Here is a 24,278-nt window from a genome sequence, read left to right as displayed (position 1 = left end):
AATATTATTAAAGATATAGATTTAATAATTTTATAGAACTGCAAGTGTCTTAATGGCACTTGCTTTTTTTGTCAGCAAACTATTATATAAAAGGAGAATTTATGGAATTACAATTTGAATTAGAGAAATTAATCGAACAGTATCAAGCAATTAATCACAACTTATACATTATTATTTTTGTGTGGTTTGTGGTGGCAGATTTCGTTACGGGATACGCAAAAAGCTTTTTAGGTGAAGTGGCCAATTCTACAAAAGGGCTGCAAGGGTTGATTAAACACTTACTAGTTGTGTCACTTGTTTTATCAGTCTATCCAGTCTTGTCTGTTCTTGGTTTTAAATCAATTGCAACTAGTTTTGTCGTTTTTTATATAGCGACCTATGGCATTTCAGTTATCGAAAATTTAGGACAAGCAGGCGTTCCTTTGCCAAATTTTGTCTCACAATATTTTGATAAGTTAAACCGCGAAAATACAGAGATCGATATGAGTAAGGTAACTATGACTATTGACGATGCTTATCGGAACCCTCAAAAGGATCAGTTAAGACCTAAATAAAGGAGTGAATAATATTGAATAAATACGAAGTCAGAAAATTTGAACAAATGCTTACCAAAGTTAATTTGGGTGGGTGGATGAGTCCGGACGAGGTTAAATACCTCGTCTTTCATTTTGTCGGAGCTGCGGGTCAAGCGTACGATAATGCGAACTATTTTAAGGATACAATGAGATATGCGTCCGCCCATTTATTCTTAGACCCAAAATATTCTGTGCAGGTCGTACCTTTTAATCGGGATGCATGGCATGTTGGCGACGGACGGGGCAAATATGGTATCTCTAATCAAAACGCAATTGGTGTGGAATTGTGTCAAGATACATCAACTGGACGCAATGCTTGGGAATGGGACTTCCACCCGAGAACACGGTTAGAAGCAATTTTAGTCTTTGCTCATCTAATGAAGAAATATAAGGTGCCTTTATCAAGAGTTGTTCGTCACTATGACGCCAGTCGAAAATCTTGTCCCGGAAACTGGATGAAAAACGACTGGAAGAAATGGAAGTTATGGAAGAAAGATTTAGAATTGTATGTGACTACTGGAAAACTTGTAGATTCTCAAAGAGGTATTGTCTATATTGACAAACCGGGTGTTGGAGGTAATAAACCGAGTACACCGTCTACACCAAACGTTAAATTGACTAACCGCGAAGTTGCTAAGCAAGTTTATAGAGGGGATTGGGGAAATGGTCAAGAACGTAAGAATCGATTGACTAAAGCGGGATATGATTACACAGCAGTACAAAAAGAAGTGGCGAAGTATAAGGAAGAATTGAATGCAGGGAATAAGAAGCCCGTTGACATTCCCAAGTCTGTCGGTATTTATAAATTCAATACGAAAGTATGGGTGCGGACAGAAGCCTTTGAAGGAAAGGACACCATCACAAAAGAAGGGTACATGTATGATAAGGATGATACTGTATCCCTTGAAAAGGTGTTCGAGCGTGACGGTTGGATTTGGGGGCAGTACACCTCGTATTCTGGCAAACAGCGATTTGTAAAAATTGGTGTTATTGGTGGCAAGCAGTTTGCTACTAAGTTGTAAATTCAAAAGATTATCAAAAGAAAAACTCCCCACTTCCTTAATTGGAGGTGGGGTTATTTTTATGTATAGAAGCTATTTATAGTTTTCATAAAATAACTGTTGCATTTCCGTAACTAGAAGGCTAATATTTATGGTAATATGAATTAGAGAAGGAGGTTAATTATGATAGTTAACAGCACAGTTATAGTTGCAAGAAAACAATTTCACGAAGAAGATGGAAGTATACATTTAATTAACCCTATAGCTGAAATGCAAGTACCTTTTCTTCCTACTACTGTTTCTTTTACTGTTTGTTCATTAATAGTTGTATCTGAAATCGAGAGCAGTTATGAGGCAAGAGTCACAATAACTGATAAGAAAGAGAAAGAGATTTTATCAGCGAGCGGTCCATTAAACTCATCGAATATTGGCGAACGAGGAGTTTTGCAGTTAAACATTAATGCAGATGATGTGATCATTAAAAATGATGGTACACACATATGCGAACTATATATAAATGAGAAAAAGGTTGCATCGTATAGTTTCGAGATTTTTAATAAAAATATTGATTTAGATTAGGAGGGTTAACATGAAATTGAAACAAGCTGCAAGTGCTGTAGCTGTAACTACTCTACCGTTCGCTCCTTCTTATATAAATCAAATCACTCCACAAGTTACATTGCAAGTGAATGAAAATATAACGTTTAACAATACTGACATTAATCTTGTTGAAATCGAAAAAGCAAAAATTCATGATTTGATTAAAGAAGTAGTAGATAAGCAAGGTTTTTCAATAAAACTAAATAAATATGCGGATGATGCAAATTACACATACGTATCTTTTTACTCTGATAAATTTTCATTTGATCAACTTTTTGATATCGAAGAAGAACTAAATGATCATGCGAATAGAACGAACTCAAAACTTATATTTACTGTAGGTGAGTAAATGTATATATGGGAAACAAACTTAGAAATCTGCAAAATAGTTAATCAACTAGATAAAGACATTGAAGGAGAACAATTAACCCCAAGTAAAATTGAAGGGCTAAACCGTATCGCTGTACATTCTGGATATTATGCTTGTCTTAATAAAATAAGGCAGTTAAATAATTTGAAGGGTTTTGAAACGGTAAAAGGTGGATTAGGTAGTCACACTGAAATTATTGATTGCTTAAATAAATATGAAGATTTACCCGATAAAAACGAAATAATGAGAACCATGAGAAAATTAAAAGAATATAGAAAAAAAGCTGATTATGAAGATGGTAATAGTAATTTATTCAGCAGAGATCCCGTTGATAGAATAATTAAAACATGTGAAAAAACATTTAATACATTGAATAAATTATAGGGTAACTATTTATAGTTATCCTTTTTTAATTTAAAATTCTTTACAACAAGAACACTTGTTCGTATAATCTAAACAAAAAGGAGTGATTAGATGAGCGTAGATCGTTCTTATTTAAAATCTAAAAAAGCTAGAGAATATCAGGATCGTAAAATGGCTAAATGGATGGGGTTTTTCTTGTCAGATCATACAGCGACTTTAAAAAGCAATTACGATGTTCACGAACCTATTTATAAAAGACAAAATCCGCAAGAAAAGCTGATGTTATTAAACCAAGCTTACATCCAAAAGTTGGAAGTGAGATTTACATATATCGACTCCAAAAAGAAAACCACTTTTATTGAAGGGACTATTGATGTTTTTGATTTTGATAAGATCGCTGTTAAAACTGAAGGTGCTTATCTGTTTATAGAAATGGACGATTTTATTAGGGTGGATTATGATGATATCAGCTACTAACAAAGAAACCCCACTCTCTGTTAAAAAAGTGGGGAAGTTTTATGTCCAAAATATTGCCCAAAATGGGGAAATCATTTTAATTCATTAAGTGTCAACTTTTACTAAAATTTTCAACACACATCATGTTAAACCATTATAAATCATTTAATAACTCCCCTCATCTCCATTGTATTTTAATAAGAATATAGATTTATCAGTATTTTAAGACATAAGTAGTTGAACTTAAATAAAGTTATGGTTCGAAATGCTTAATAGGTCTTATATTGAGATAAAATAAATCTATATTCTTTTTTGTATGGTAGTAAATATAGGGCAGTGTCAAATAAATTGTGTAAGCTAATGTAAGATTAAGTAAAAATCTTCTAACTAGATAATATTATAGGCATTATACGTCATCCCCTATAGGGGATGAATTTTTTTGCTTTGACCTTTTCCTTGTATTTCATCTAGCATTTTATTTAGTTCCTATTGTGCTTGACCAAATCCCTTATGGATTCTAGAAGAAAACTTCGTATTGAATTTTGAAACATAGGTATATAGATACTTTTCTAAAGATCTCTCATGGGGAAATTGTTCCTTAACCATTGCAGCCTTTGACTTCCGATTTTTCGTAATTAAGAAAGACTGTCCTTTCGCATACAGGTAATAAGTTAATCGCTTCTTCTAAATTTTGACGAAATAGGTCTTGAACAGATTTATCTTCTGCTAGTGCTGTGAATAATTTTGTGCTAACGACTTCCATAAGGGACCTCCTGTGTGATTGCTTATTTGATTTTACAATCTTACATAAGAGAGGTCTCTTTTTCTACAAAGATTCGGAGCTTACACAAAATAATTTACGGTCTGAAGAAAAGCGTAATTATCTATATTAGAAGGTTATTATATTGTGGGATCTCTCCCTTTTAATAACTTCTTTTTTCTTAATCATAGTAGCTTTAAAATAAGCATATTTGACACTAAAAGCTGGTTGAATTAAACTTAAACTAATTAATCGGTCAGTCGACCGAACGGGAAATGGGTGGATAAATGACAAAAATATCTATTAATGATGGGAACTCTAATCAAGATATGCGATCTTATATACTTGAGATTGCATCAGTTTTAATTAGTGAATTAGGCATTGAAGAAACAACTTTGCGTAAAATTGCTGAAGCAGCGGGTATTAGTAAAGGAACGCTTTATTATTATTATCCTGCCAAACAAGCGATCATTTATGAATTGGCAGAAAAAAATTTAGAAATGATGACAGAAGACTTACTTTTATTCATTGAAGAGTCTGATGAGGAGATTGATGCAGAAGAAATATTGAAGACTTTATTTAATAAAATTATCTATGCGGATACTAGAGGCTCCTTACATCTTTATCTTTTAAGCGATGCGATTACTAATAATCAATCCTTGGCTAAAAAGTTTGAAACACGCTATCAGTCCTGGCGAGAGACCATTCGAAAAAGTTTAATAAAAGGATTAAAGCGACAGGGAAGAGATTATCACGCCCTCTCTTATCTTATTTTAGCTTTGTTAGATGGCTTAATTATTCAACAGAAATTTGCTACGGAAGAAATACCTGTGAATCAGATTGTTAAATTGCTTATTTAATTAAGCAAAATTTATAAAAGGCGGTTGCATGTTATGAAAAAATTAATGGTAGAAATTGGTTTAAAATTTTTAGTAAGAGGATTAATAGCTGCTGCTAAAGTAGAGCCTGCAATTCAGAAAGAGTTAGGACACTATGCGGATGGTTTCTTGTTTGAATTGACAGTTTTAAACACTAGTACAAAAGTATTCTTTGAAAAAAGAAATGATGGCTTTAATTATTTAGGAAAGCATGTGGATGCCCCAGCTGATCTGTCGATTATTTTTAAAAGTTATCGGGCTGCACAAATGTTAATTCTTGGTCAAATAGGTCTGCACCAGGGCTATGCTCAACATCGTTTTATTGTTAAAGGTGATTTCCTAAAAGCTATGCCTCTCGTTCGAATTTTATATTATGTAGAAGCTTATCTTTTCCCAAATTTTATTAGCAAAAATATTTTAAAAGAACAACCAGTGCTTTCAGCCAGCAAAGGCAAAGCCTACTTTCATTTAGTGTTTTAAGGAGGATTAGTATGAAAATACCAGAATATTATGAATTTATGAATTCAGTCAAGATTTTATCTGGCAAAGGCGCTTTAGAAAACATCCCATTTGAATTATTGAATTTAGAGGCCCAGAGGCCTTTGATTTTAACAGATGAGTCATTGATAAAGCATGGACAAGTGCAAATTATTACAGAGGCTTTAGAAGATGCCAACATTGAAATCGCTGCTATCTTCAAAGAGATTCCACAAGACTCATCATTAAATGTGGTCCACGAAATCAGTGACGTCTATCAAACACATCAATGTGATAGTATCATCGCTATTGGCGGTGGATCAGTTATTGATACTGCTAAAGGAGTAAATGTTTTAGTTTCTAAAAAAGTCAAAGACTTAAATGAACTCATGGGGTTAGAGCTAGTCGGTGGTAAGTTAAATCCTTTGATAGTTGTGCCAAGTACTGCAGGCACAGGCTCGGAGGCAACCTTAGTCTCAGTGATTGCGGACACGAGCCGTAAGGTAAAGTTGGAGTTTATTTCATACAGTCTTTTACCAGATGTGGCTGTTTTAGATTATCGAATGACAGCGTCACTTCCAGCGAAAATAACTGCATCAACTGGAATCGATGCCTTAACACACAGTATTGAGGCCTTAACGGGTTGTCAAAAAAATCCACTTAGCTCTGCTTATGCCTTAGCTGCCATAGAATTAATTGGGAAGCACCTTAAAGAAGCGGTCCAAAATGGTAAAAATAAAGAAGCTCGCATAGCCATGGCGAATGCGTCCTTAATGGCAGGTATATCCTTTTCTAACTCAATGGTAGGCATTGTTCATGCGATAGGCCACGCTTGTGGATCAATCAGTAAAATTGCCCATGGAGATGCGATGGCGATTTTACTTCCATATGCTATGGAAATGAATTTAAAGCATTCACAATCTTGTAAAGAGGAGTATGCTAGAATTTTATTGGCTTTCTCTGGACCAGAAGTATACAGCCAGACACCCAAAGATCAAAGAGCCGCTCGTACAATAAATGCTATCAGAGATTTACTTAATGAATTGCATAAAATAGCGGGTTTACCGACCCGTTTGCGAGATGTCGATGTTAAAAAAGAGGATTTTAAACAGATTGCCAAGACAGCCATGAATGATGGGGCTACAATTGTGAACCCAGTGCAAGTTACTACTGAACGGATTATGGATATTTTAGAAGCAGCTTATTAAGAAGGAGCATGATAAAAATGGAAGAGACAAGTGGTGTATTAGAAAAACAAAAAGAATATTTTGCAAGTGGAGAGACCAAAGCAATTGATTTTCGAATTGCTAAGCTGAAAAAATTGTATCAAGCGATTGAAGACTATGAGCTTGAAATATTAGAAGCCTTAAGAAGTGATTTAAATAAAGCAGGATTTGAAGGCTATGTTAGTGAGATTGGATTGGTTTTAGAAGAGATCACTTATATGTTAAAAAACATGAAGAGATTACTCAAACCTAAGCGTGTACGAACACCAATCTCTCAGTTTCCATCAGTCAGTCGTGTCTATAAAGAGCCTTATGGGCAGGTGTTGATTATTGCCCCTTGGAATTATCCATTTTTGCTGACTTTATCGCCACTTGTTGGTGCCTTAGCGGCCGGAAATACTGCTGTTATCAAACCCTCTGAATTTGCACCGGCTACATCTGCTATTATTAAAAAAATGATCGCAGATACCTTTGACCCGGCTTATGTGACGGTGGTGGAAGGGGCTGTTGAAGTTAATCAGTCTTTGTTAAGTAAAGATTTTGACTTAATTTTTTTCACAGGAAGCAAACAGGTGGGGAAAATTGTAATGGAAAAAGCAGCTCAGCATTTGACGCCAGTCGTCTTAGAATTAGGTGGGAAAAGTCCAGCCATTGTTGACAAATCAGCCGATATAAAAATAGCTGCTAAGCGAATTGCTTGGGGCAAAGCTTTAAATGCAGGACAAACCTGTGTGGCTCCAGATTATTTACTTGTTCAAGAAGATGTGAAAGAAAAACTAACAGAGGAATTAATGAAGACTCTGGAAGGTTTTTTTGGCAAGCACGCAGAAACCAATCCTGAATATCCCAAAATAATCAGTGATAGGCATTATCAGCGATTACTTAATCTGCTAGAGACAGGCAAAGTGATTTACGGGGGTCAAAAAAATGATGAAACACACCAAATAAATATCACATTAATGGAGGATGTTTCTTGGAAAGATCCAATTATGCAAGAAGAGATATTTGGTCCGATATTACCCATAATCACCTATAAGACTATAGATGAAGCGATGGATCATATTAAGGCACGTCCAAAGCCTTTAGCTTTGTATTTATTTACAAAAGAGAAAGATATTGAGCGAAAGGTTTTAACGGAGGTTTCCTTCGGAGGGGGAGCAATAAATGAGACAGTAACCCACCTAGCGACTCCTTATATGGGCTTTGGTGGAGTGGGAGAAAGCGGAATGGGCAGCTATAATGGCAAAAACAGCATTGACACCTTTTCTCATAGTAAAAGCATCTTGAAAAAAAGTAATTGGCTTGATCTTCCTTTCCGTTATCCACCTTATAAGACAAGTATAAAATGGATCAAAAAGATTATGAAATGAGATGTTTTTTAGCTAGCAATAAGCAGTTGACTAGCAAGTAAATGTTCAGCATACTTTAAGTTTTGTTTAAAGAGAAACTAGTATAAGAAATCGATAAAATTAATAATATAAAGATCTTTATAGGAGAGATGCCCCCCAAAGATAGAGCTATCAAACTCACTTTTGGGGGTTATATTAGAGTAGCTGATTATTTTAATAGCAATAAATTAAATGCAAGTAGCCTTTTAAGGAAGTATAAAGACCTAGCATTGAATGGGCTCACTAAAAAAACTATAGCTCTTCATGAGTGGAACCTAAGACTAAAACAGCTCGATCAGGACAGTGTTTTTATTAACTAACTTAAAATAGATGTTGACTAAGTAAAGTATAAACTAATAGCTATGACAAAGTTTTTTAACTTCTAGAAGATTGCCTAAAGATTTAGCTTATGGAAATCACTATTTTTATTTAAGGAAGAATTTGTTTTATGGTTTGATAGCCTATGAAAAGTTTTGTAAACTTTGCTATGCTTGTAATAATACGAAAAAAATAGTTACGAAATTGACGGAGGATTTATAGTGGAAAATTTTACTGCAATCTGGAATATCTATGAAAGCTCTTTTCCTGAAGATGAAAAAAGAAGTTTAAACTTACAATTAGAAATATTGAAAAATCCTAATTATCAAATGAAAGCCTTAGAAGATGACGGTAGAGTAGTAGGTTTTATATCTTTTTGGGACATTGGAGAATATGTATTTATTGAACATTTTGCCATAGATGACAGTTTCCGAGGTAGAAATTATGGCAGTAAATTTTTGAATACTTTCTTAAATGAAGCTGATAAAAAAATAGTCTTAGAGGTAGAAAAGCCTGAAGACAATATCACTAAACGAAGAATAAATTTTTATCAGCGTTTAGATTTTAAGTTGAATGCTTATGACTACACGCAACCTCCATTAGAAGAAGGGAAAAATGCGATTCCGCTTTTATTGATGACTTATCCAGAAGCAATGGATCAAGAGCAATTCAATAAGGTTAAAGAAGCTTTGTATCGGGTCGTTTATGCGAATGAGATTAAGTAATCCGATAAGATGCTAGCAAAATCGAGAAAGTTTACTAATTACAAGGCTGCTTAAAGTGGATAAGAATTTTAGACCCTTACACTCCATATGTTAAAATAGTATAAAATGTTAGGAGATTATTATGAATCAATCAATGGAAGAATGGATAAAAGCTTTGGATATGGAAGCTCATCCGGAAGGTGGCTATTATTGCGAAGTTGAAAGATCACAAGACAAACTAAAAATAAATGGGAAAGAACGTTCTCTGTTCACTAGTATCTATTTTCTATTGGAAAAAGAAAACCCCTCACATTTTCATCGTTTAACTGCTGATGAAATATGGTACTATCATTACGGACAGCCATTGACCGTGCATATGATTTCTCCAGATGGCGATTATACAAATGTTACTTTAGGATTAGATGTTGCGCAAGGTCAAGTACTACAATATCGTGTTCCTAAAGGGACAATCTTTGGCTCGACCGTTGAAGATGGGTTTTCGCTCGTATCGTGTATGGTTTCACCAGGATTTGAGTTTGAGGATTTTGAGTTGTTTCGTTACCATGAACTGATCGAACAGTACCCAGAGTATGAAGAAATGATCCAATTATTGAGTAAATAATGAAAGGGGGAGAAACTTAGCGTTTCTTCCCCTTTTTTAATACCATTCTTTTTTATTTGAATTAGCTTTTTGAAATAAAAATTAGGCTTTCTATCTTTTGAGTACTTTCAAAAATTAGAGTTACATGACGGATTCTTGGTATCATTTCACGGGTGGTAGTTTTATGTATAGAATAATTTTCGTATAATTATTTTTAAGAAAAGAGGAAAGGAGTTCGTATTTTATCACAGGCTCCTTCTTAGCTAAAAACAACTTCCAAGAAATGCTGATATACTGAAGAGTTATACTATATCTTAATAAGTATAAGGACTTGTTACTCAAAGTAACACTAAAGTTCTTGATAGTATATTTGATAATGCGAGTTTTTATGATTGACTATAACTATAAAAGATCAATAGGAGTGATAAGATGCAACTAGGCGATAAAATAAAAGAATTACGAAGAAAAAAAGAATACAGTCAGGAGGAATTGGCTGAAAAAATAAATGTTTCACGTTCAGCAGTAGCTAAGTGGGAAAGTAATAATGGCATACCGGATATTACAAATCTTAAAAAGCTTTCTGAACTTTTTGCAATGAGTGTGGATACATTAATAGACTATACAAACGAATTAGAAGATATTTCCCTTGATCAAAATAAACCAGAGCTTGATTCTTCTTATATAGGTGGTTTTTATGATATTGATTTAGTGGGTTGGAATGATGGTGTATTTAACGCTTATATTTTAAATGAAGATGAAAACTTTATTTTTTATTTGCTTAAAGACAAAACATTAAAACACACGGTCTAATAGGCAAGAAACATATAGTGGATATTAGCCAAACTTCAAAACAGTTTGAGCTAGAAAAGGAAGATCTCATTCAAAAGAGATTAGGAGATTTTTATAGAAAGCCCGTTTCAATTAAAGTCACCATGAAACGTAGTTTACTAGGTTTTGTTGATTTTAGAAATGAGGATTTTCTTAAAACCTCTATTGAGTCATCTGATCAAAAGAAGATCGTTCTAGAATTTGGAAGAGAAATATTGTTATCTGATATTTGTAAGATTGAAGAACGATTGAATCAAGAAGTACGTCGTAGAAAGAAAGTGGTACGAATCTTTCCAAATGTCGACTCAGCTAATCGATTAATTGGCTCTGTATTAATGCACATCCACGAAGAATGGATTACTTCTTCAAGGGCTTATATGAGGCTTTAATGGTGATGAACATTGTACTAAGTTATTTTACACAATATTATGGACTTGACTTTTGAAAAAAATTTATTAATTCCATTAAATCAAAAAAACCAAACGAATAAAGTTAAATTACTAAGAGAACGATGTTTTGATAGCTCTAACTTTTTAAGAGAAAACCTAAAAATTATTTTTTTCTTAAAGTAAGGTGAAATCTATACTCAACTGGGCTTAATAAATTATATATAATGTTAGTAATGTTCTTAGTTTAAAGAGTTTGGCTAATAGAGGGGTATGATTAATTTATTGTCTCGCAATACCATGAGTATCTCCTTTCTTATCTACCCTATACGAAAGAGGTGGAGATTGGTATAGTAGAGACATTAAATAGGAGAGGAGATGAAAGAGTGAAAAATAGAAAAATTGAACTCTTTTTCAATCATGGTTCTAGTTTAACAGTCATGATGGAACTCGAATCAAGATCTGATGATGAACGTGCTCTTCGAAAAATAATGAAACTTATTATTTCTAAACAACCAGATATTATAAAAGATATCAATGGTAATCAAATTGTTGTTGATTTTTCAAAAGTTAATTATGCAAGATTCGTAAAGTAAACCCATAGGTAAACAATATTGAAATTTGAAGGCCTCATAACGGGGGCCTTTTAATTATTTAAAGAATCAAAGATATATCCACATGAATTAAACACTATTTATCTAAAAAAATTGCATAGGACAATTTTTTAATATCTTATCACTCTATACAGAGGCTTTGAGCTGCAGCTATGCGATTGAAGAAAATAACAATGAGTCTGAAGTGTCTAAGTCAGAGGGTAAGTATACGTCTGAAGGATGGTCCTTCATATCATCCAAGAGAGAGTTAATTCGATACTTGCATAATCTTTAGAGAACTTACTTAGTTTAAGTAATCCATGTATAACAAAGAAAATCCGAAATAATAATGTCGAATAAAATAGTATATAAATTACGATTATTAGTAGAACATCGGATTGATTTCAAATAAAATTAATTCGAAAAATTAGAAAGTGGAAAGGGGAATCATACTTCGAAAGAATACGAGAGTAAGAATGAGTATCCCCTAAAAAATTCAATTCTTATTACAGAATTTACTATTTTAAAAGTTTGTTAATTAGAGTAAAAATTATCAAATTCATTATTTTTAATTTTTCCTTAGTAAGACTACATTGGACAAAGAGATTTATTGTTTAAATTCAACTTAATTGCTTTAAAAGATATTATCTAAATAGTAAATCAGTCAAGCTACTGACTCAGCTCTTGATTGAATTAAATTTATAAATAACATTCATAGTTGATCTTTCACAATAAGTTGCAATCCAAATAGTGGGCGTCGCTCAAATAATACTTAAACGAACCTTCTCTTATAACAGTATTGAAATGATGATTACTATTCTGTAAGTGATTAAAGATTAATTATTCTTTAATTAATCATTCATGCTTATAGTTAGCTTTCTCAATTTTTTTTCTGATATTTTAATAAAAATAATTAAAATTAATCCAGAAAAGATAAATATTGTATATATATTAAAGTTGTCGAATAATAGTCCATATATACCCGCCCCTAAAGGAATACTCGACTCTATCATGACATCTAGCAAACTAAATAAGCGCCCCTGAATTTTTTGAGGAACTGTTTTTTGAAAATATCCTAATAAGGGTATTTTTCCTATTGATATACTGAAACCAGCGATAGTAATAAGAATGAAGGATATAATTGATAATGCCCAAAAATGGTTTGAAAAAATAAGTATGGTAAATCCTAGTAGAATAACAGATAGAGCTAATAGGAACCACGATTTTATAATTGGGTTATAGAAGGGTTTTTTAAAATTTAATTTAGGATAAATGATAGCTCCCAGCATCATTCCAACTGGTAATGTTATTTGAAAGATACCGATAAATATTGTTTTACTCTCAAAGTAAGACAATATTAAGTAGGGTAGGCCTATTGAAAGTGATCCTAAAAGTAAATTGATGCTTAACATACTTAAACTTAGTATTAGAATAAGTTTATTTTTCCAAGCATACTTTAGTACGTAGTTTAAACTATAATCGCTATCACGATCATCATAGTTTTCTTCAATTAAGGAATCATGCAGCGGTAAATTAAGTATTAGTAATACGGCAAATAGCTCAAAAAATATTTCTAAAAATATGAAGCTATCTATTTTTAGGAAAATAAAGATAGAGGATGCAATAAACGGTGCTATTAAGGCACAGATCCCATTTATTGATTCAACAATTGAATTGAATTCATCTAACTCTTCTTCCTTATTTACAATATTGACAGCACTTGTCATTAAAGTAGTGGTAAAAATTGAATCACTCACTTGAAGGATTATTGAAAGAGCGATCACCCAATATAAATTAATTTTGTCGCTAAATCCTGTTCCGAAAATAAAAAGTATTAATCCTACTATACTCAGAAATTGAGCAACGATCATCATGTTTTTTTTAGGGAAGCGATCAATATATTTACCAGATATTAAAGATGTTAAAATACTAAATATAGCACTAACCATAACTACTAATCCAAAGTCAGTTGCGCTTTTATTTTGCTGCAGTATCTTTAAGGATAGTATAAAAGATAAAGTTCCACTACCTAATTGGGTTAGTGTGAGTAGTATCGTTAGTTTAAATCTATTTTTTTTCAATATAGTACCTTCCGATCATTTATTAATATATACATTATTAAAAACTAATTTTCATTAAATCTATAATACTTTCAATTGAAAAAACATTTTCTATCCAATCATTGCTAATGATTACCCCATTAACTATATCTTTAAAAATTTTTTCTCCATACTTAATGGATACAATGGATACAATTAAATCACTGATTATAAATTCTATTGGTAAATACAAACTGTAATTAGCTAAATAGTTATAAACAAAATATTCTCTATTTTTCATTTCTACATACTCTGGATCCAAATTATCCAAAGAATCAAATACTTGTTTATATATATCAGTTGTTAGAGGTTTTTTTGAATTAGTTTCACAATCTAATCTTTCTTTAAATATGGCTAAATCTAAAATGTATAGTAAATCCCTTTCAAATTTATATCTAATTACTTCTTGCAATTTATTTAATTCAGTTGGGAATTTATCAATATTTTTAATTTTTAAAATATTAATAAATATAGATTCTGCTAAAATTTCATTTTTAATTATAGAAAGTTCTTCATAAAAATAAGATGTTTTCATTTCATCATTAGAAAAAAAATGTCCAATTTCATGAAGTAGTCTTATAACTGATTCATATGTCCCGTCAAATGTAGAATAAACTAGAGTTTTCTTTGTGTTTGTTAAATAAATACATTTTCCAACACTACCATCAGCATAATTATCAACTATAATGTCATTATTTTTATACGCATTAAGAAATTTGTCACCCAAATCATTTCTAATAGAATTTAATAAGAGATAAATAAAATCGATAGCCTTGTTCTTGCTACCAAAGTAATAACTATCTTGTCTCCTGAAATCAAAAAAATCTTTTTCTTTAATATTATTTTTATTTACTCTCTTATTATTTAATACTTGTGATTTTAGTAAAAAATACTCATCTTTAGATATATTTTTTATTTCTTTCTTCAGTTTGATAAATATTTTTTCGGATATACCTTGTATAAGATAGAAATCATTAGAAATTTTACTATCTCTTGTGTTATACACTTGAAAAAACTTATCTTTATTTTCTGAGATAAAGTTATGAATATTATGCTGAATTTTTTTTATTGAATATACACTTACTAAATCAATATCACTAAGTAAATTGTCGGAAATAGAACAATCAGATAATTGATACATATGATTTGTTATTGATTGGAAAACATCCATTTTTTTCATAAAATTCTTTGATGTATTTGAAACATTTAAAGTGTTTGAAATATTCTTATTAATATCAAATTCAAATTTTTGAGTATATTGAATTAATTCAACAAATTTAAGAAATTGAATCACATCATATTTCTTATATCCAATATTTTCATTTAGTTTAATTTTTTTTAGAGACAATTCTATTTCATTTTGAGATATTAAGTCATTTATTTTTTTTTCTAATAGTTCTAAAAAATTTTGATACTCTGACTTTATATATCTTCCATAATCTGTTAAAACATTATTTTTTTTATCAAAGCACAAAAATTTATTATCATTATCGTTATATATAATTCTGTTTAATATTTGATTAGTAATTAATCCAGAAATAATCTGTGAATCTACAATTACCCCTTTATTTAAAGAAAAAACTTTTCTTTTTTCAGATTCATAAGAATTTTCTAAAAAATAATTTTTAACTTTATTGAATTCACTTGCTATGTCCCAAACAAATAATAAATTTTGATAATAACCTGTTGTTATATAATTAATATTCATATTTTTAGAAAAATCTATCAAGTCCAATTGAAGATTTGTGCTTTTTTCATCAAAGCAATCTATAATAATATCAAACTTTTCTTCCATAAATAAATTTGATAAATTTCTAATATTTTCTATTTTACAATTCATATATTTAATTTTGGCTGTTTGTGAAATTTTTTCAAGATGATTTTTTAAAACTACACCTTTTAATTTTCCTTTATCTAATCCAGTATAAACAATTTGGGAGTCTAGGGAATGGAGCGTTATTACGTCGTCATCAATTAATATAATATTCTTAAAACCCATTTTAACTAAAGAAACTGCAACATTAGTCCCAATAGTTCCGCATCCTATAATAAGTATTCTTTTTCGGTTTACAAGATGTTTGATATCTAAGGTACTTGAATATGTTTCATAAAAGAACTCATTCCGTTTAGTCAGATTTTTTTTATCATTTATAATGATATTAGATTTAATTAACTCTTTTAAATAGTTTTCTATTCTTTCATTAGGTATATTTTTAATTATTGGAAGATCATTTTTATCACGTGGAAATTCAAACCATTTTAATATTTGAATTATTATGTCATTATTTTGAGAGTTAATAGATTTTTCAAAACCATCAAAATATGTAATTTCTTTATCATCTGTAATAGTTAAGTTTATATATTTATTTGTGCAATACAAACTATTTCCCCCCTAAAAAATAGACTAAAGAATCTTTCTTTAGTCTATTTCAAAATCTATATTTCTAACATTTTTTATAACAGATGCACCATGATGGTGTACTAGAATTTTGTTCAATCTTTTCAATCAAAATTTGTTCTTTTTCTGAATCTAATTGAATTTGTTCTTTTGAATTACTTTCATTCATCACAATTCTCCTTCCTTTTTTTGATTGTATGCTTAACTTATAAAATAACATAACAAGAAACTAACAAAATAAGAAAACGCATACAATCTATACGTTCATAATAATGTTCCCAAAGTCATTTGTCAAGTTTTTATTTAATTTTTATTTATTATGTGATTTACTCACTTAATAATATAGAATTCGCTGTCTTTACGTATTAGAACATATAGTCAAACTTGCGAATACATCTGGTCTTAAGGTTGGTTATGTGATAGCTAAACAATAATATACACAACTATCTCCGCAGATTCTGAAAACTTGTTTAAATTCTCTTGATGAAAGGTGTATTCTTAAAAATATGGTCTGAATTAAATGCTATTATAATTTCTATTGGGATGTATTCTTTAATAAAGGTATTTAAAGAAGCTGAAAAGCTCCCCTATTACCACTGAGATATATTTTCATAATTTTTTTTCAGCTATTTATTAAAGAATTTAGCATTTACTAAAGGAGCTCCGCAAGGGTAAAGATATTAGAATCTTTAGTTTATCAATATTTGAACTATTAATTGACCATAACGCTTCCTGTATTTCTGTTTCTATAACTCTAATTTAATACTTTTATTTTAATTAACATTAATTATAACTCAAATTCATTAAAGACATATTTAAAAGGGTTTCTAATTGAAAATGATATCAAGGTTCGTGCTTTTAAGTGCATTAAATCTTTTAAAATTTTTAAAAGAAAAAAATGTCATTTTTCTTCCTACGATAGAATACTTCAAGAAATAAAACTACCTAGAACTTTACATGACTAATTACATTTTCACCTAAGATATCACTTGGATAAAAAATACTCATTTGACTTTCTATCAAGCCTATTAGATAATTAGTTAAATAAAAAAAGAGAAAGGAAATCACACAAATGAAATTCAACATTCATTCATGGCAGGCTTGGCATAGTTGAGTGGTCTAACTTCTGAAGTAAGAAGGCTAGGCTCACTTTATTTTTCATGTATAAATGGAGCCTATGCCAGTGTGATTTTTAATAGATAGTTGTTTAAAAGACACTGCATAGATCAATTTAAAATTGATGACGCAGTGTCTTTTTGTGTCTTTATATTGATATGAGCTCCATTTCCGCTGAAAAATAGGGTTAAAGGATTAGCTAGTAGCATTTCTAAACAAAGGAAACGAGGAGTGAAAAAATTGAAAGACAAAAAAATAATAGGAGAAAGAGATGGTTTTCAAAGTAGGCTAGGTTTTATTCTAGCATCAGTGGGTTCAGCGGTAGGGATGGGAAATATATGGTTATTCCCTTATCGTGTCGGTCAATTTGGAGGAGCGGCTTTTTTAATCCCCTATATTCTTTTTGTGATTATCATTGGTTTTACGGGAGTAATTGGTGAGATCGCGTTGGGAAGAGCGATGAAAGCAGGTCCTCTGGCTGCCTTTAAGAAGGCAATGGCTAAAAGAGGCAAGCCGTATGGCGAATGGCTTGGCTTAATTCCCACCATCGGGTCTTTAGGGATCGCGATTGGCTACTCGGTTGTCATTGGCTGGATTTTAAGGTTCACCTTTGGGGCAATCTCAGGTTCGATGATTCAAGCGGCAGATAGTTCAGCTTATTTTGAAAAGATTGCTGGAAATTTTGGAAGTATTGGCTGGCATCTAGCTGCACTCATCCTAACTTTTGGGATTATGCGAGTGGGCATTTCAAAGGGGATTGAAAGAATAAATAAAGTGCTCATGCCCGGATTTTTTATAATGTTCCTGCTTTTAAGTATTCGCGTGATCTTCTTACCGGGAGCAAGTCTAGGGTATGCCTATTTGTTTCAACCTGAATGGGAAGCGCTAAAAAATCCACAAACATGGGTCTATGCATTAGGCCAAGCTTTCTTCTCCTTGTCCTTAGCTGGTTCGGGAACATTGGTGTATGGGAGTTATTTAAGTGAAAAGGAAGATGTGGTTACTTCTGCGACCTATATTGCAGTAAGTGATTTAATAGCAGCTATATTGGCTGCTCTCGTTGTTATTCCATCTGTGTTTGCTTTTAATATGGACCCAACCGCGGGCCCTCCTTTGATCTTTATCACCATGCCAGCGATTTTTAAACAAATGCCAGCCGGTAACTTATTTGCCATTCTTTTCTTTATTGCAGTACTGTTTGCAGGGATTAGCTCCTTGATCAATTTATTTGAAGCTCCAATCGAAGCGCTTCAAGAAAAGTTCCATTTTTCAAGAGCAAAAGCGGTAGGAATCGTAGCGAGTATAGCGATAGCCATCGGAATATTTGTTGAAAATGGCGCTATTTTAGAAAGTTGGATGGATATTGTGAGTATCTATGTGATTCCATTAGGCGCTTTGTTGGCTGGAATTATGTTTTATTGGGTATGTGGACCGGACTTTGCTAGAAAGCAAGTACAATTGGGCTACAATAAGACTCTGGGGCCATGGTTTGAGCCAATGGGCAGATATGTCTTTGTAGGGTTGACGATTTTGATATATATTATGGGAATATTTTATGGTGGGATCGGTTAAATCGTTTAGTGCATTCAGATGGTTGCTAATATGGATAATCCTATAATTTAAAAAAAGACATAGAAGCATTAAATTTAAGCTAAACGACTATCCTTAGTCTAAGATTATTAATGTTGAGCTAACAGAGTTGAGTCAATCTCTTAGTCATTTTAAGTTCAAACAAATAATCACTGTCAAAGTTTTGGGTAGCATTAAATTGTTTTGTATAAAGAAATATCAATGGATTATTTGGTATTTTGTTGAAGTAGAATAGGTGAAATAATTGCAGAATAATCAAATAGTGTTCTATTTATGAGCTGATGGCTAGGAGTCTTGTTATAATGATGATAATAGCCAATAATTAGGAGAGTGACCAGTTTTCAAGCATTTTATTTTAAAATTAAACGATTGGTTGGTGGGCTGTTAGAGTGAATATTGAATAAGATTGCTCTAATAAAGTAAAGAAGTTAAAAAATGTGAATTTGTGAAGGAGTTGGAAATGGAAAAAGTTAGAAAAATGCTGGTATATTTGATCGTAATAGCTTTTGCCTTTTATCTATTGCCATTTTTCATTAAAAATACAGGAAGTGGGATGTTGGTTTTACTATTGGCTGTCCCAATGACATGTTTTATATCATCGCTAATCTATGGAATGAAGCACTCATTTAACTGGATTTTTCCAATGCTTGTTGTCTTGCTATTTATTCCTACCCTATTTATTTTTTATAATGAGAGTGCAAGTATTTATTCTTTAATCTATGGCGTTATTTCAGTGCTTGGAAGTTTTTTGGGAAGTTTACTTTATAAGAAAAAGAAGGTTTAAAAGGAAATTCCAGTCTGTAGTTGTTAACATCCTTTTAAATCAAGCGAAAATAAATAGCTAGAATTATTAGAGTTGCTAGAAGATTTTTTCTATCAGTCTCGTATCATAATTATGACAATGACAAAAGTGACGATGAATAATAGTTTTTATAAATACTGTTGGAGAAACAAAAGGGGTCTAATTATGTAGACATTTGATGTCTGATCGTTTAGAAATGGTATTTACTCACTTTGTGTCGTTTATTTTAATTGTCAAAGCAGATATTATATCATTAAGAGGAGGAAAATATATGGACCAAAAAAAGATAGGCTGTTTTCTAAAGAAATTGAGAAATGAAAAACAACTTACTCAAGAACAGCTTGCTAATAGATTGTATGTATCCCAGAGAACTATTTCTCGATGGGAGACAGGCAGCAACATTCCGGATATTAGCATGTTACTATTCTTAGCTGATTTCTATGATGTAGATCTCAGAGAGATTATTGATGGAGAAAGGAAAAATGAGAATATGAATGAAGAAACAAAAGAAACTCTATTGAAAGTAGTTGAATATACTGAAAAGGAAAAAGATGCTAAAAAGAATAAGTTGAATAGAAACTTTATTATTGGAGGAGTATGTCTTTTATTAGTTATCCTTAATCACCAATTTGGAGTATTGTCAATAATTTTTAATCATCCTATAGATGATTTTGTAGCAGGGGTAATGACAAGTATAGGGATATTTTTTGAGATTGCGGGCCTTTATGATAATAATCATGAGATTAGCTTAAGACGAAAAAAACATGAATTATTCGTGAACCATATGAAGAAATAAAATTATGTTAAATATTTAAATTAAAATTCTTTAGAATAATTAATTCAGTTTAAAGTAATAACAATCTGCTTGATAAATGGTAGAGTTGTATATAGATGTATTGATGTTTCTGAACGATTTTACAAGCGGGTCTCGTGTTATAATTATGATAACTGCAAATAGTAACGATAGTGACTGGGTTTCAAGCCCTATACTAGAGAAACAATGAAAGATTAGTATATAATTATAGCTAGCAATAAGATAATTAAAAATTCTAGATGATTTATTTTACAAATCTAGTTAAAAACAATAGAGTATCAGAGGAGGAAGATATGAGAAGACAAGTATTAGTCGCATAGTATTGACTGTTAAATATTATGCGACCCTAAATAATAGTCAATGCTTTCAATAAAAGGGTTATGGAGGCATTATGGACTACACAAAAGCAGATGAAGTTTTTCCTAAAGAGCTCTTTCTTAAAATACAAGAATATGCTGAAGGAAAATTAATTTATATTCCTAAAAAGAAAGAATCAAGAGCACAATGGGGAAGTAAAAATAAAACAAGAAAAAAGATAGATCGTAGAAATTATAATATTTATCTTGACTATAAAAATGGAGAAAATGTAGATGCACTGGCAGAAAAGTACTACTTGTCAGCTAAAAGTATTTGGAGAATAATTCGTCAAGAAAGAAGCAAATGATTTTAGGCCACTAGATTCTAGTGGCTTAATTTTTTTTAAAATGAATCTCGAGATTGTTTGAAAAGGTTTTAAATCATAAACTTTATATAGTGAAATACGTGTTATTTAAGATAAGCTAGAGAAGCGATCAAGAATTTTTAAGGAGATAATATGAACCCAGAATTCCACTCATTGATAATAAGATTAAAACCTAAAAATTTTATAAACATACTCATACTGTCAGTAGTTATGGCTTTATTATCTTTGGCACCTATCAAGTTAGTAGAACATATGATTGATTCAATTAATACTGACTTAAAACAGGTTATTTTATCTGGCGTTATCTTGCTAGTAGTCTTTTTTTTATCAGCAATTATTGAAGCTTATAAGAATGTTTATGCGGAAGGATTAAGCTTAAATTTTAGTAATCAACTTCGAAAAGACATCTTAAAACGATTTTTGAATTTAAGCTTCCAACAGCAAAAGACTTACAGAACAGAAACACAAAGTGCTTCAATTTTAGAAGATGTAAAAATTGTATCCGATTCATCTATAAAACCACTTAGTGATTTGATAGGATCAATTAGTTCATTTGTTATAAGTGTTATTTTAGTATTTTCAATTAGCCCGTATATTATGTTAGTCTTACTGTTAGTGGGACTTATTTCTATATACGTAAATAATTGGTTTATGAAGAGATATGAACAGCTAATAGATGAATCAAGGATATCATCTGATCGAATCTGGAAATTATTTAATGATATAAATTTATATTTTGAAGAAATTCTAACTAATAATAGAGTGCAAAGATTTGAAAAACTTACAGAAGAAGAAAGTGATTTATTCAAGAAACATCATTTTGAAGAAACTCGATTTACACAAAAAATTTATGTTGTTGATAAGATAATTTTTATGAGTACAATAGGGATACTTTATATTATTACTTCTATTTTAGTTTATTTTAACCAAATGACTATAGGTGGTATGGTAGCAATTATGATGTATAACTCAATATTAATTGATCCTCTAATTGATTTTTCAAAAGCAATTAAAGAATGGAGGCGTGTTATAGTCTCTCTAAAGAGGTTGGATAAAATTCCAAAGAACGAAGTTTACTCTAATAGAAAAGAACTTACATTTAAAAATAAAATTACTTTTCAAAAGGTATCCTTTTTAGATAATGAGAAGAAAATACTTGATAATATCAGTTTTGAAATTAAGAGAGGGGATAAAGTAGCTATTATAGGTAAGAGTGGATCAGGAAAGTCTACTATTTTAAGAATGATATTAGGTTTGATTCAACCTACCAAAGGAGAGGTTCTTTTTGATGGTAATTCTGTGACCAATGAATTGGATGTTACAAATAATTTTTCCGTATTAACTCAAGAGTGTATAATAGTACCGGATTCATTACTAGCAAATTTAGAGTTGTATGTTGACAAAGTAGAGACTGATGACCTTGGTCGATTAATAAATCAATTAGAATTGAATAAGGTCTTATCAATAGAAAATCTGGAAGACCCAGTTACTTTTAGTTCGGGAGGAGAAAATAAAAGAATTGGCTTGCTTAGAACCTTTTTGAGAAAAGCACCAATATATATATTTGATGAACTCAGTAATTCTTTAGATGATGAGAATTTAGAAAAAACCCTACATTATATAAAAAACAATCTATCAGATAAAACAATAATCATGGTAGATCATCGTTTCAAAGATAAAACATTTTTTGATAAGATAATTTACCTAGAAGATGGACAAATAATATAGTGGAAATAAAGAATTTATAATGACCAATAAATCACCAGCTCAATCCTGTTATTAGCCATACAAAGGTTGATACTTAGTTGTGACTGTTTGTCTCGTTCTGGCTCTTTACTGTTAACTGTTGCTAAGCATTTAGATGCGCATCAACAGAAAAATTTAGCTTACTATGAGCAAAAAAAGAACACCACTAGTTATAACTTGACCCGTATGAATTTACTCTTACAAGGAATTCATCCAGAAAAGATACTATTAAAAATGGAGATACATTGGCTGAAGAGTGGCCCGAGGACCCCGAACGACTCAATGAAGGAGTTCAGTTTGATGCTGTTGTTATGAATCCACCCTATTCTGTAAAGGGGTGGAATCGTTTTACTTACCAGTGAGTGACCCACGGTTTGAAGTCGCCCGCAAGTAAAGGAGACTTTGTCTTCTTACTCCAAAGAGTCTTTCATTGGGACAAGAAGAAAGGATGGTCATTGTCTTGTCCACGGTGTCTTATTCCATATAGGAACAAAAGGTGAAATCTGTCAGCGCTTAGTTGAGAAAAATTATATCGATACGGTGATTAGTGAGAATTACTCAGATTTTATAAAAGCAATTATCAGTTATAAGAAAGGAATAAATGATGAGAAAGCACTCGAGTCTATTTATCAAAATTACACGGAAAATGATACATAAGGGCTTTTAAATGATGAATTTGACTATGTGATTTGATAATCTAAAAGAGCAAGAAATGATTCTGGAGAAAGCAGGGGTTCAAGAAGAAAGAGATTACTTAATAAACATCGTAGATAATATCGTTCAGGATGTTGAAAAGGTAAATCTGACAAATAACCAAGGAGAAGCATTTAGTGTAGTGAACTTTACAGTTGTTTCTAATGACGATTCTGGGGATAAAAATTTTCATAAATGCTCTACATACTGAGATAAAGTACCTGAAGAATTTCAAAAAGAGGATTTTTTTAAACTGTTGGACCAGTAAGGTTAAGCATAGACGAGAATGGTAAAGAGCATATTAACGTCTGTATTCTCGATTCTAAGCTCATTAAAGCTAAAGAGAGAGAAAAGACAAAGATTAAGGAAAAGAAAGAGTCTGTTTTAGGGGCGATTAAGAAGCATAAAGAGACTTCACCCAATTAGGAAAGCGTGCTGAGGACGTAAAGAAACTATTAAATGAATTAAATGAAAGATAAAATCTGACGGTGTGGTCTTTGGACTGTACCGTTTTTTTATGTAAAAAGAATTTATGATATAATCACATTAATAAACTTTAAGTTTGAGAATATAGGAGATAAATAAATGAAAATTAATTATAACGGTCTATGGAAAATACTAATAGATAAAAACATGAATAAAAAAGATCTCACTGAGCGAGTCGGTTTGGCTCCAGCGACAGTTTCTAAAATGGGAAAAGGTGAGTTTGTATCGATGGAAGTTTTGTACAGGATTGCAAAAGAGTTGGAGGTTGATTTTGGTGATATGGTTTCCATTGGTAAAGGGACAGGAAATGAAGAAAAGATAAATTAAT

The 24,278-nt window shown here is 31.3% G+C and carries 25 protein-coding genes and 3 pseudogenes; 24 read left to right on the top strand and 4 right to left on the bottom strand.

What is annotated here, in order from left to right; translation table 11 throughout:
- The first annotated feature begins 101 nt into the window (after window positions 1-101).
- From ACQV2S_RS01110 to ACQV2S_RS01085, 6 genes are all read left to right on the top strand, one after another.
- The gene (locus tag ACQV2S_RS01110) at window positions 102-554 is read left to right on the top strand and encodes a phage holin family protein (RefSeq protein WP_428884858.1); all 453 of its coding nucleotides are present in this window, start codon (window positions 102-104) and stop codon (window positions 552-554) included.
- Between the two features lie 14 nt (window positions 555-568).
- Window positions 569-1,597 carry an N-acetylmuramoyl-L-alanine amidase gene (locus ACQV2S_RS01105; RefSeq protein ID WP_428884857.1) on the top strand — a complete coding sequence of 343 codons (1,029 nt, stop codon included), beginning with the start codon at window positions 569-571 and terminating at the stop codon, window positions 1,595-1,597.
- Window positions 1,598-1,759: 162 nt separating this feature from the next.
- A complete protein-coding gene (locus ACQV2S_RS01100; RefSeq protein ID WP_428875967.1) occupies window positions 1,760-2,155 on the top strand; it encodes a DUF6941 family protein in 396 nt (131 codons plus the stop codon).
- Between the two features lie 10 nt (window positions 2,156-2,165).
- Window positions 2,166-2,525 (top strand): hypothetical protein, encoded by a 360-nt coding sequence (locus tag ACQV2S_RS01095; RefSeq protein ID WP_428875968.1) that lies wholly within the window; start codon window positions 2,166-2,168, stop codon window positions 2,523-2,525.
- A complete protein-coding gene (locus tag ACQV2S_RS01090) occupies window positions 2,526-2,930 on the top strand; it encodes a HEPN domain-containing protein (RefSeq protein ID WP_428875969.1) in 405 nt (134 codons plus the stop codon).
- Window positions 2,931-3,020: 90 nt separating this feature from the next.
- Complete coding sequence (locus ACQV2S_RS01085) at window positions 3,021-3,386, top strand: hypothetical protein (protein WP_428884856.1); 366 nt, start codon at window positions 3,021-3,023, stop codon at window positions 3,384-3,386.
- A 577-nt stretch (window positions 3,387-3,963) separates the two neighbouring features.
- Here the strand turns inward: ACQV2S_RS01085 and ACQV2S_RS01080 are convergent.
- Window positions 3,964-4,128 carry a hypothetical protein gene (locus ACQV2S_RS01080; RefSeq protein ID WP_428874243.1) on the bottom strand — a complete coding sequence of 55 codons (165 nt, stop codon included), beginning with the start codon at window positions 4,126-4,128 and terminating at the stop codon, window positions 3,964-3,966.
- A 284-nt stretch (window positions 4,129-4,412) separates the two neighbouring features.
- On the opposite strand from ACQV2S_RS01080, the gene ACQV2S_RS01075 reads away from it, so the two are divergent.
- From ACQV2S_RS01075 to ACQV2S_RS01035, 9 genes and pseudogenes are all read left to right on the top strand, one after another.
- On the top strand, window positions 4,413-4,985 hold the full coding sequence (locus ACQV2S_RS01075) for a TetR/AcrR family transcriptional regulator (RefSeq protein WP_428874242.1): 573 nt from the start codon (window positions 4,413-4,415) through the stop codon (window positions 4,983-4,985).
- Between the two features lie 33 nt (window positions 4,986-5,018).
- Window positions 5,019-5,483, top strand: a complete 465-nt coding sequence (locus ACQV2S_RS01070; RefSeq protein WP_428874241.1) for a hypothetical protein — start codon at window positions 5,019-5,021, stop codon at window positions 5,481-5,483.
- 11 nt (window positions 5,484-5,494) lie between these two features.
- On the top strand, window positions 5,495-6,688 hold the full coding sequence (locus tag ACQV2S_RS01065) for an iron-containing alcohol dehydrogenase (RefSeq protein ID WP_428884855.1): 1,194 nt from the start codon (window positions 5,495-5,497) through the stop codon (window positions 6,686-6,688).
- 17 nt (window positions 6,689-6,705) lie between these two features.
- Window positions 6,706-8,076, top strand: a complete 1,371-nt coding sequence (locus ACQV2S_RS01060) for an aldehyde dehydrogenase (RefSeq protein WP_428874239.1) — start codon at window positions 6,706-6,708, stop codon at window positions 8,074-8,076.
- Window positions 8,077-8,633: 557 nt separating this feature from the next.
- Window positions 8,634-9,137 (top strand): GNAT family N-acetyltransferase, encoded by a 504-nt coding sequence (locus tag ACQV2S_RS01055; protein ID WP_428884854.1) that lies wholly within the window; start codon window positions 8,634-8,636, stop codon window positions 9,135-9,137.
- Between the two features lie 121 nt (window positions 9,138-9,258).
- Window positions 9,259-9,738, top strand: coding sequence for a cupin domain-containing protein (locus tag ACQV2S_RS01050; RefSeq protein WP_428884853.1), 480 nt, complete (start codon window positions 9,259-9,261; stop codon window positions 9,736-9,738).
- A 408-nt stretch (window positions 9,739-10,146) separates the two neighbouring features.
- Window positions 10,147-10,527: a helix-turn-helix domain-containing protein gene (locus tag ACQV2S_RS01045; protein WP_428874236.1), complete on the top strand. Its 381-nt coding sequence runs from the start codon at window positions 10,147-10,149 to the stop codon at window positions 10,525-10,527.
- A 260-nt stretch (window positions 10,528-10,787) separates the two neighbouring features.
- Window positions 10,788-10,934, top strand: a pseudogene (locus ACQV2S_RS01040) (transposase); the annotation flags it as partial.
- A 383-nt stretch (window positions 10,935-11,317) separates the two neighbouring features.
- A complete protein-coding gene (locus tag ACQV2S_RS01035; RefSeq protein WP_428874235.1) occupies window positions 11,318-11,527 on the top strand; it encodes a hypothetical protein in 210 nt (69 codons plus the stop codon).
- An 848-nt stretch (window positions 11,528-12,375) separates the two neighbouring features.
- On the opposite strand, the gene ACQV2S_RS01030 is transcribed toward ACQV2S_RS01035, so the two are convergent.
- From ACQV2S_RS01030 to ACQV2S_RS01020, 3 genes are all read right to left on the bottom strand, one after another.
- Window positions 12,376-13,605, bottom strand: coding sequence for an MFS transporter (locus tag ACQV2S_RS01030; protein ID WP_428884852.1), 1,230 nt, complete (start codon window positions 13,603-13,605; stop codon window positions 12,376-12,378).
- A gap of 37 nt (window positions 13,606-13,642) precedes the next feature.
- A complete protein-coding gene (locus ACQV2S_RS01025; RefSeq protein WP_428874233.1) occupies window positions 13,643-16,003 on the bottom strand; it encodes a ThiF family adenylyltransferase in 2,361 nt (786 codons plus the stop codon).
- A 64-nt stretch (window positions 16,004-16,067) separates the two neighbouring features.
- Window positions 16,068-16,190: a hypothetical protein gene (locus ACQV2S_RS01020; protein ID WP_428874231.1), complete on the bottom strand. Its 123-nt coding sequence runs from the start codon at window positions 16,188-16,190 to the stop codon at window positions 16,068-16,070.
- A gap of 1,187 nt (window positions 16,191-17,377) precedes the next feature.
- Here ACQV2S_RS01020 and ACQV2S_RS01015 point away from each other — a divergent pair.
- The 9 genes and pseudogenes from ACQV2S_RS01015 to ACQV2S_RS00975 all read left to right on the top strand — a co-directional run bounded on the left by ACQV2S_RS01015 (window position 17,378) and on the right by ACQV2S_RS00975 (window position 24,277).
- Window positions 17,378-18,709 carry a sodium-dependent transporter gene (locus ACQV2S_RS01015; protein WP_428874580.1) on the top strand — a complete coding sequence of 444 codons (1,332 nt, stop codon included), beginning with the start codon at window positions 17,378-17,380 and terminating at the stop codon, window positions 18,707-18,709.
- Window positions 18,710-19,187: 478 nt separating this feature from the next.
- Complete coding sequence (locus ACQV2S_RS01010) at window positions 19,188-19,511, top strand: hypothetical protein (protein ID WP_428874579.1); 324 nt, start codon at window positions 19,188-19,190, stop codon at window positions 19,509-19,511.
- A 289-nt stretch (window positions 19,512-19,800) separates the two neighbouring features.
- Window positions 19,801-20,325, top strand: a complete 525-nt coding sequence (locus ACQV2S_RS01005) for a helix-turn-helix domain-containing protein (RefSeq protein ID WP_428874578.1) — start codon at window positions 19,801-19,803, stop codon at window positions 20,323-20,325.
- A gap of 409 nt (window positions 20,326-20,734) precedes the next feature.
- The gene (locus ACQV2S_RS01000; protein WP_428874577.1) at window positions 20,735-21,007 is read left to right on the top strand and encodes a CD3324 family protein; all 273 of its coding nucleotides are present in this window, start codon (window positions 20,735-20,737) and stop codon (window positions 21,005-21,007) included.
- Between the two features lie 150 nt (window positions 21,008-21,157).
- Entirely contained in the window at window positions 21,158-22,753 is a 1,596-nt protein-coding gene (locus ACQV2S_RS00995; protein ID WP_428874562.1) for an ATP-binding cassette domain-containing protein, read from the top strand.
- Window positions 22,754-22,819: 66 nt separating this feature from the next.
- Window positions 22,820-22,984, top strand: a pseudogene (locus ACQV2S_RS00990) (N-6 DNA methylase); the annotation flags it as partial.
- A 32-nt stretch (window positions 22,985-23,016) separates the two neighbouring features.
- Window positions 23,017-23,133 (top strand): hypothetical protein, encoded by a 117-nt coding sequence (locus ACQV2S_RS00985; RefSeq protein ID WP_428874563.1) that lies wholly within the window; start codon window positions 23,017-23,019, stop codon window positions 23,131-23,133.
- Between the two features lie 139 nt (window positions 23,134-23,272).
- Window positions 23,273-23,890: pseudogene (locus ACQV2S_RS00980) on the top strand (DNA-binding protein).
- A 159-nt stretch (window positions 23,891-24,049) separates the two neighbouring features.
- A complete protein-coding gene (locus ACQV2S_RS00975) occupies window positions 24,050-24,277 on the top strand; it encodes a helix-turn-helix domain-containing protein (protein ID WP_428884851.1) in 228 nt (75 codons plus the stop codon).
- Window position 24,278: the final 1 nt, after the last annotated feature.

Origin of the sequence: Facklamia sp. P13064, assembly GCF_050409425.1 — a bacterium.
GTDB lineage: Bacteria > Bacillota > Bacilli > Lactobacillales > Aerococcaceae > Facklamia.
Note: the sequence above shows the minus strand (reverse complement) of the source record. Positions and strands in the feature narration are given on the sequence as shown.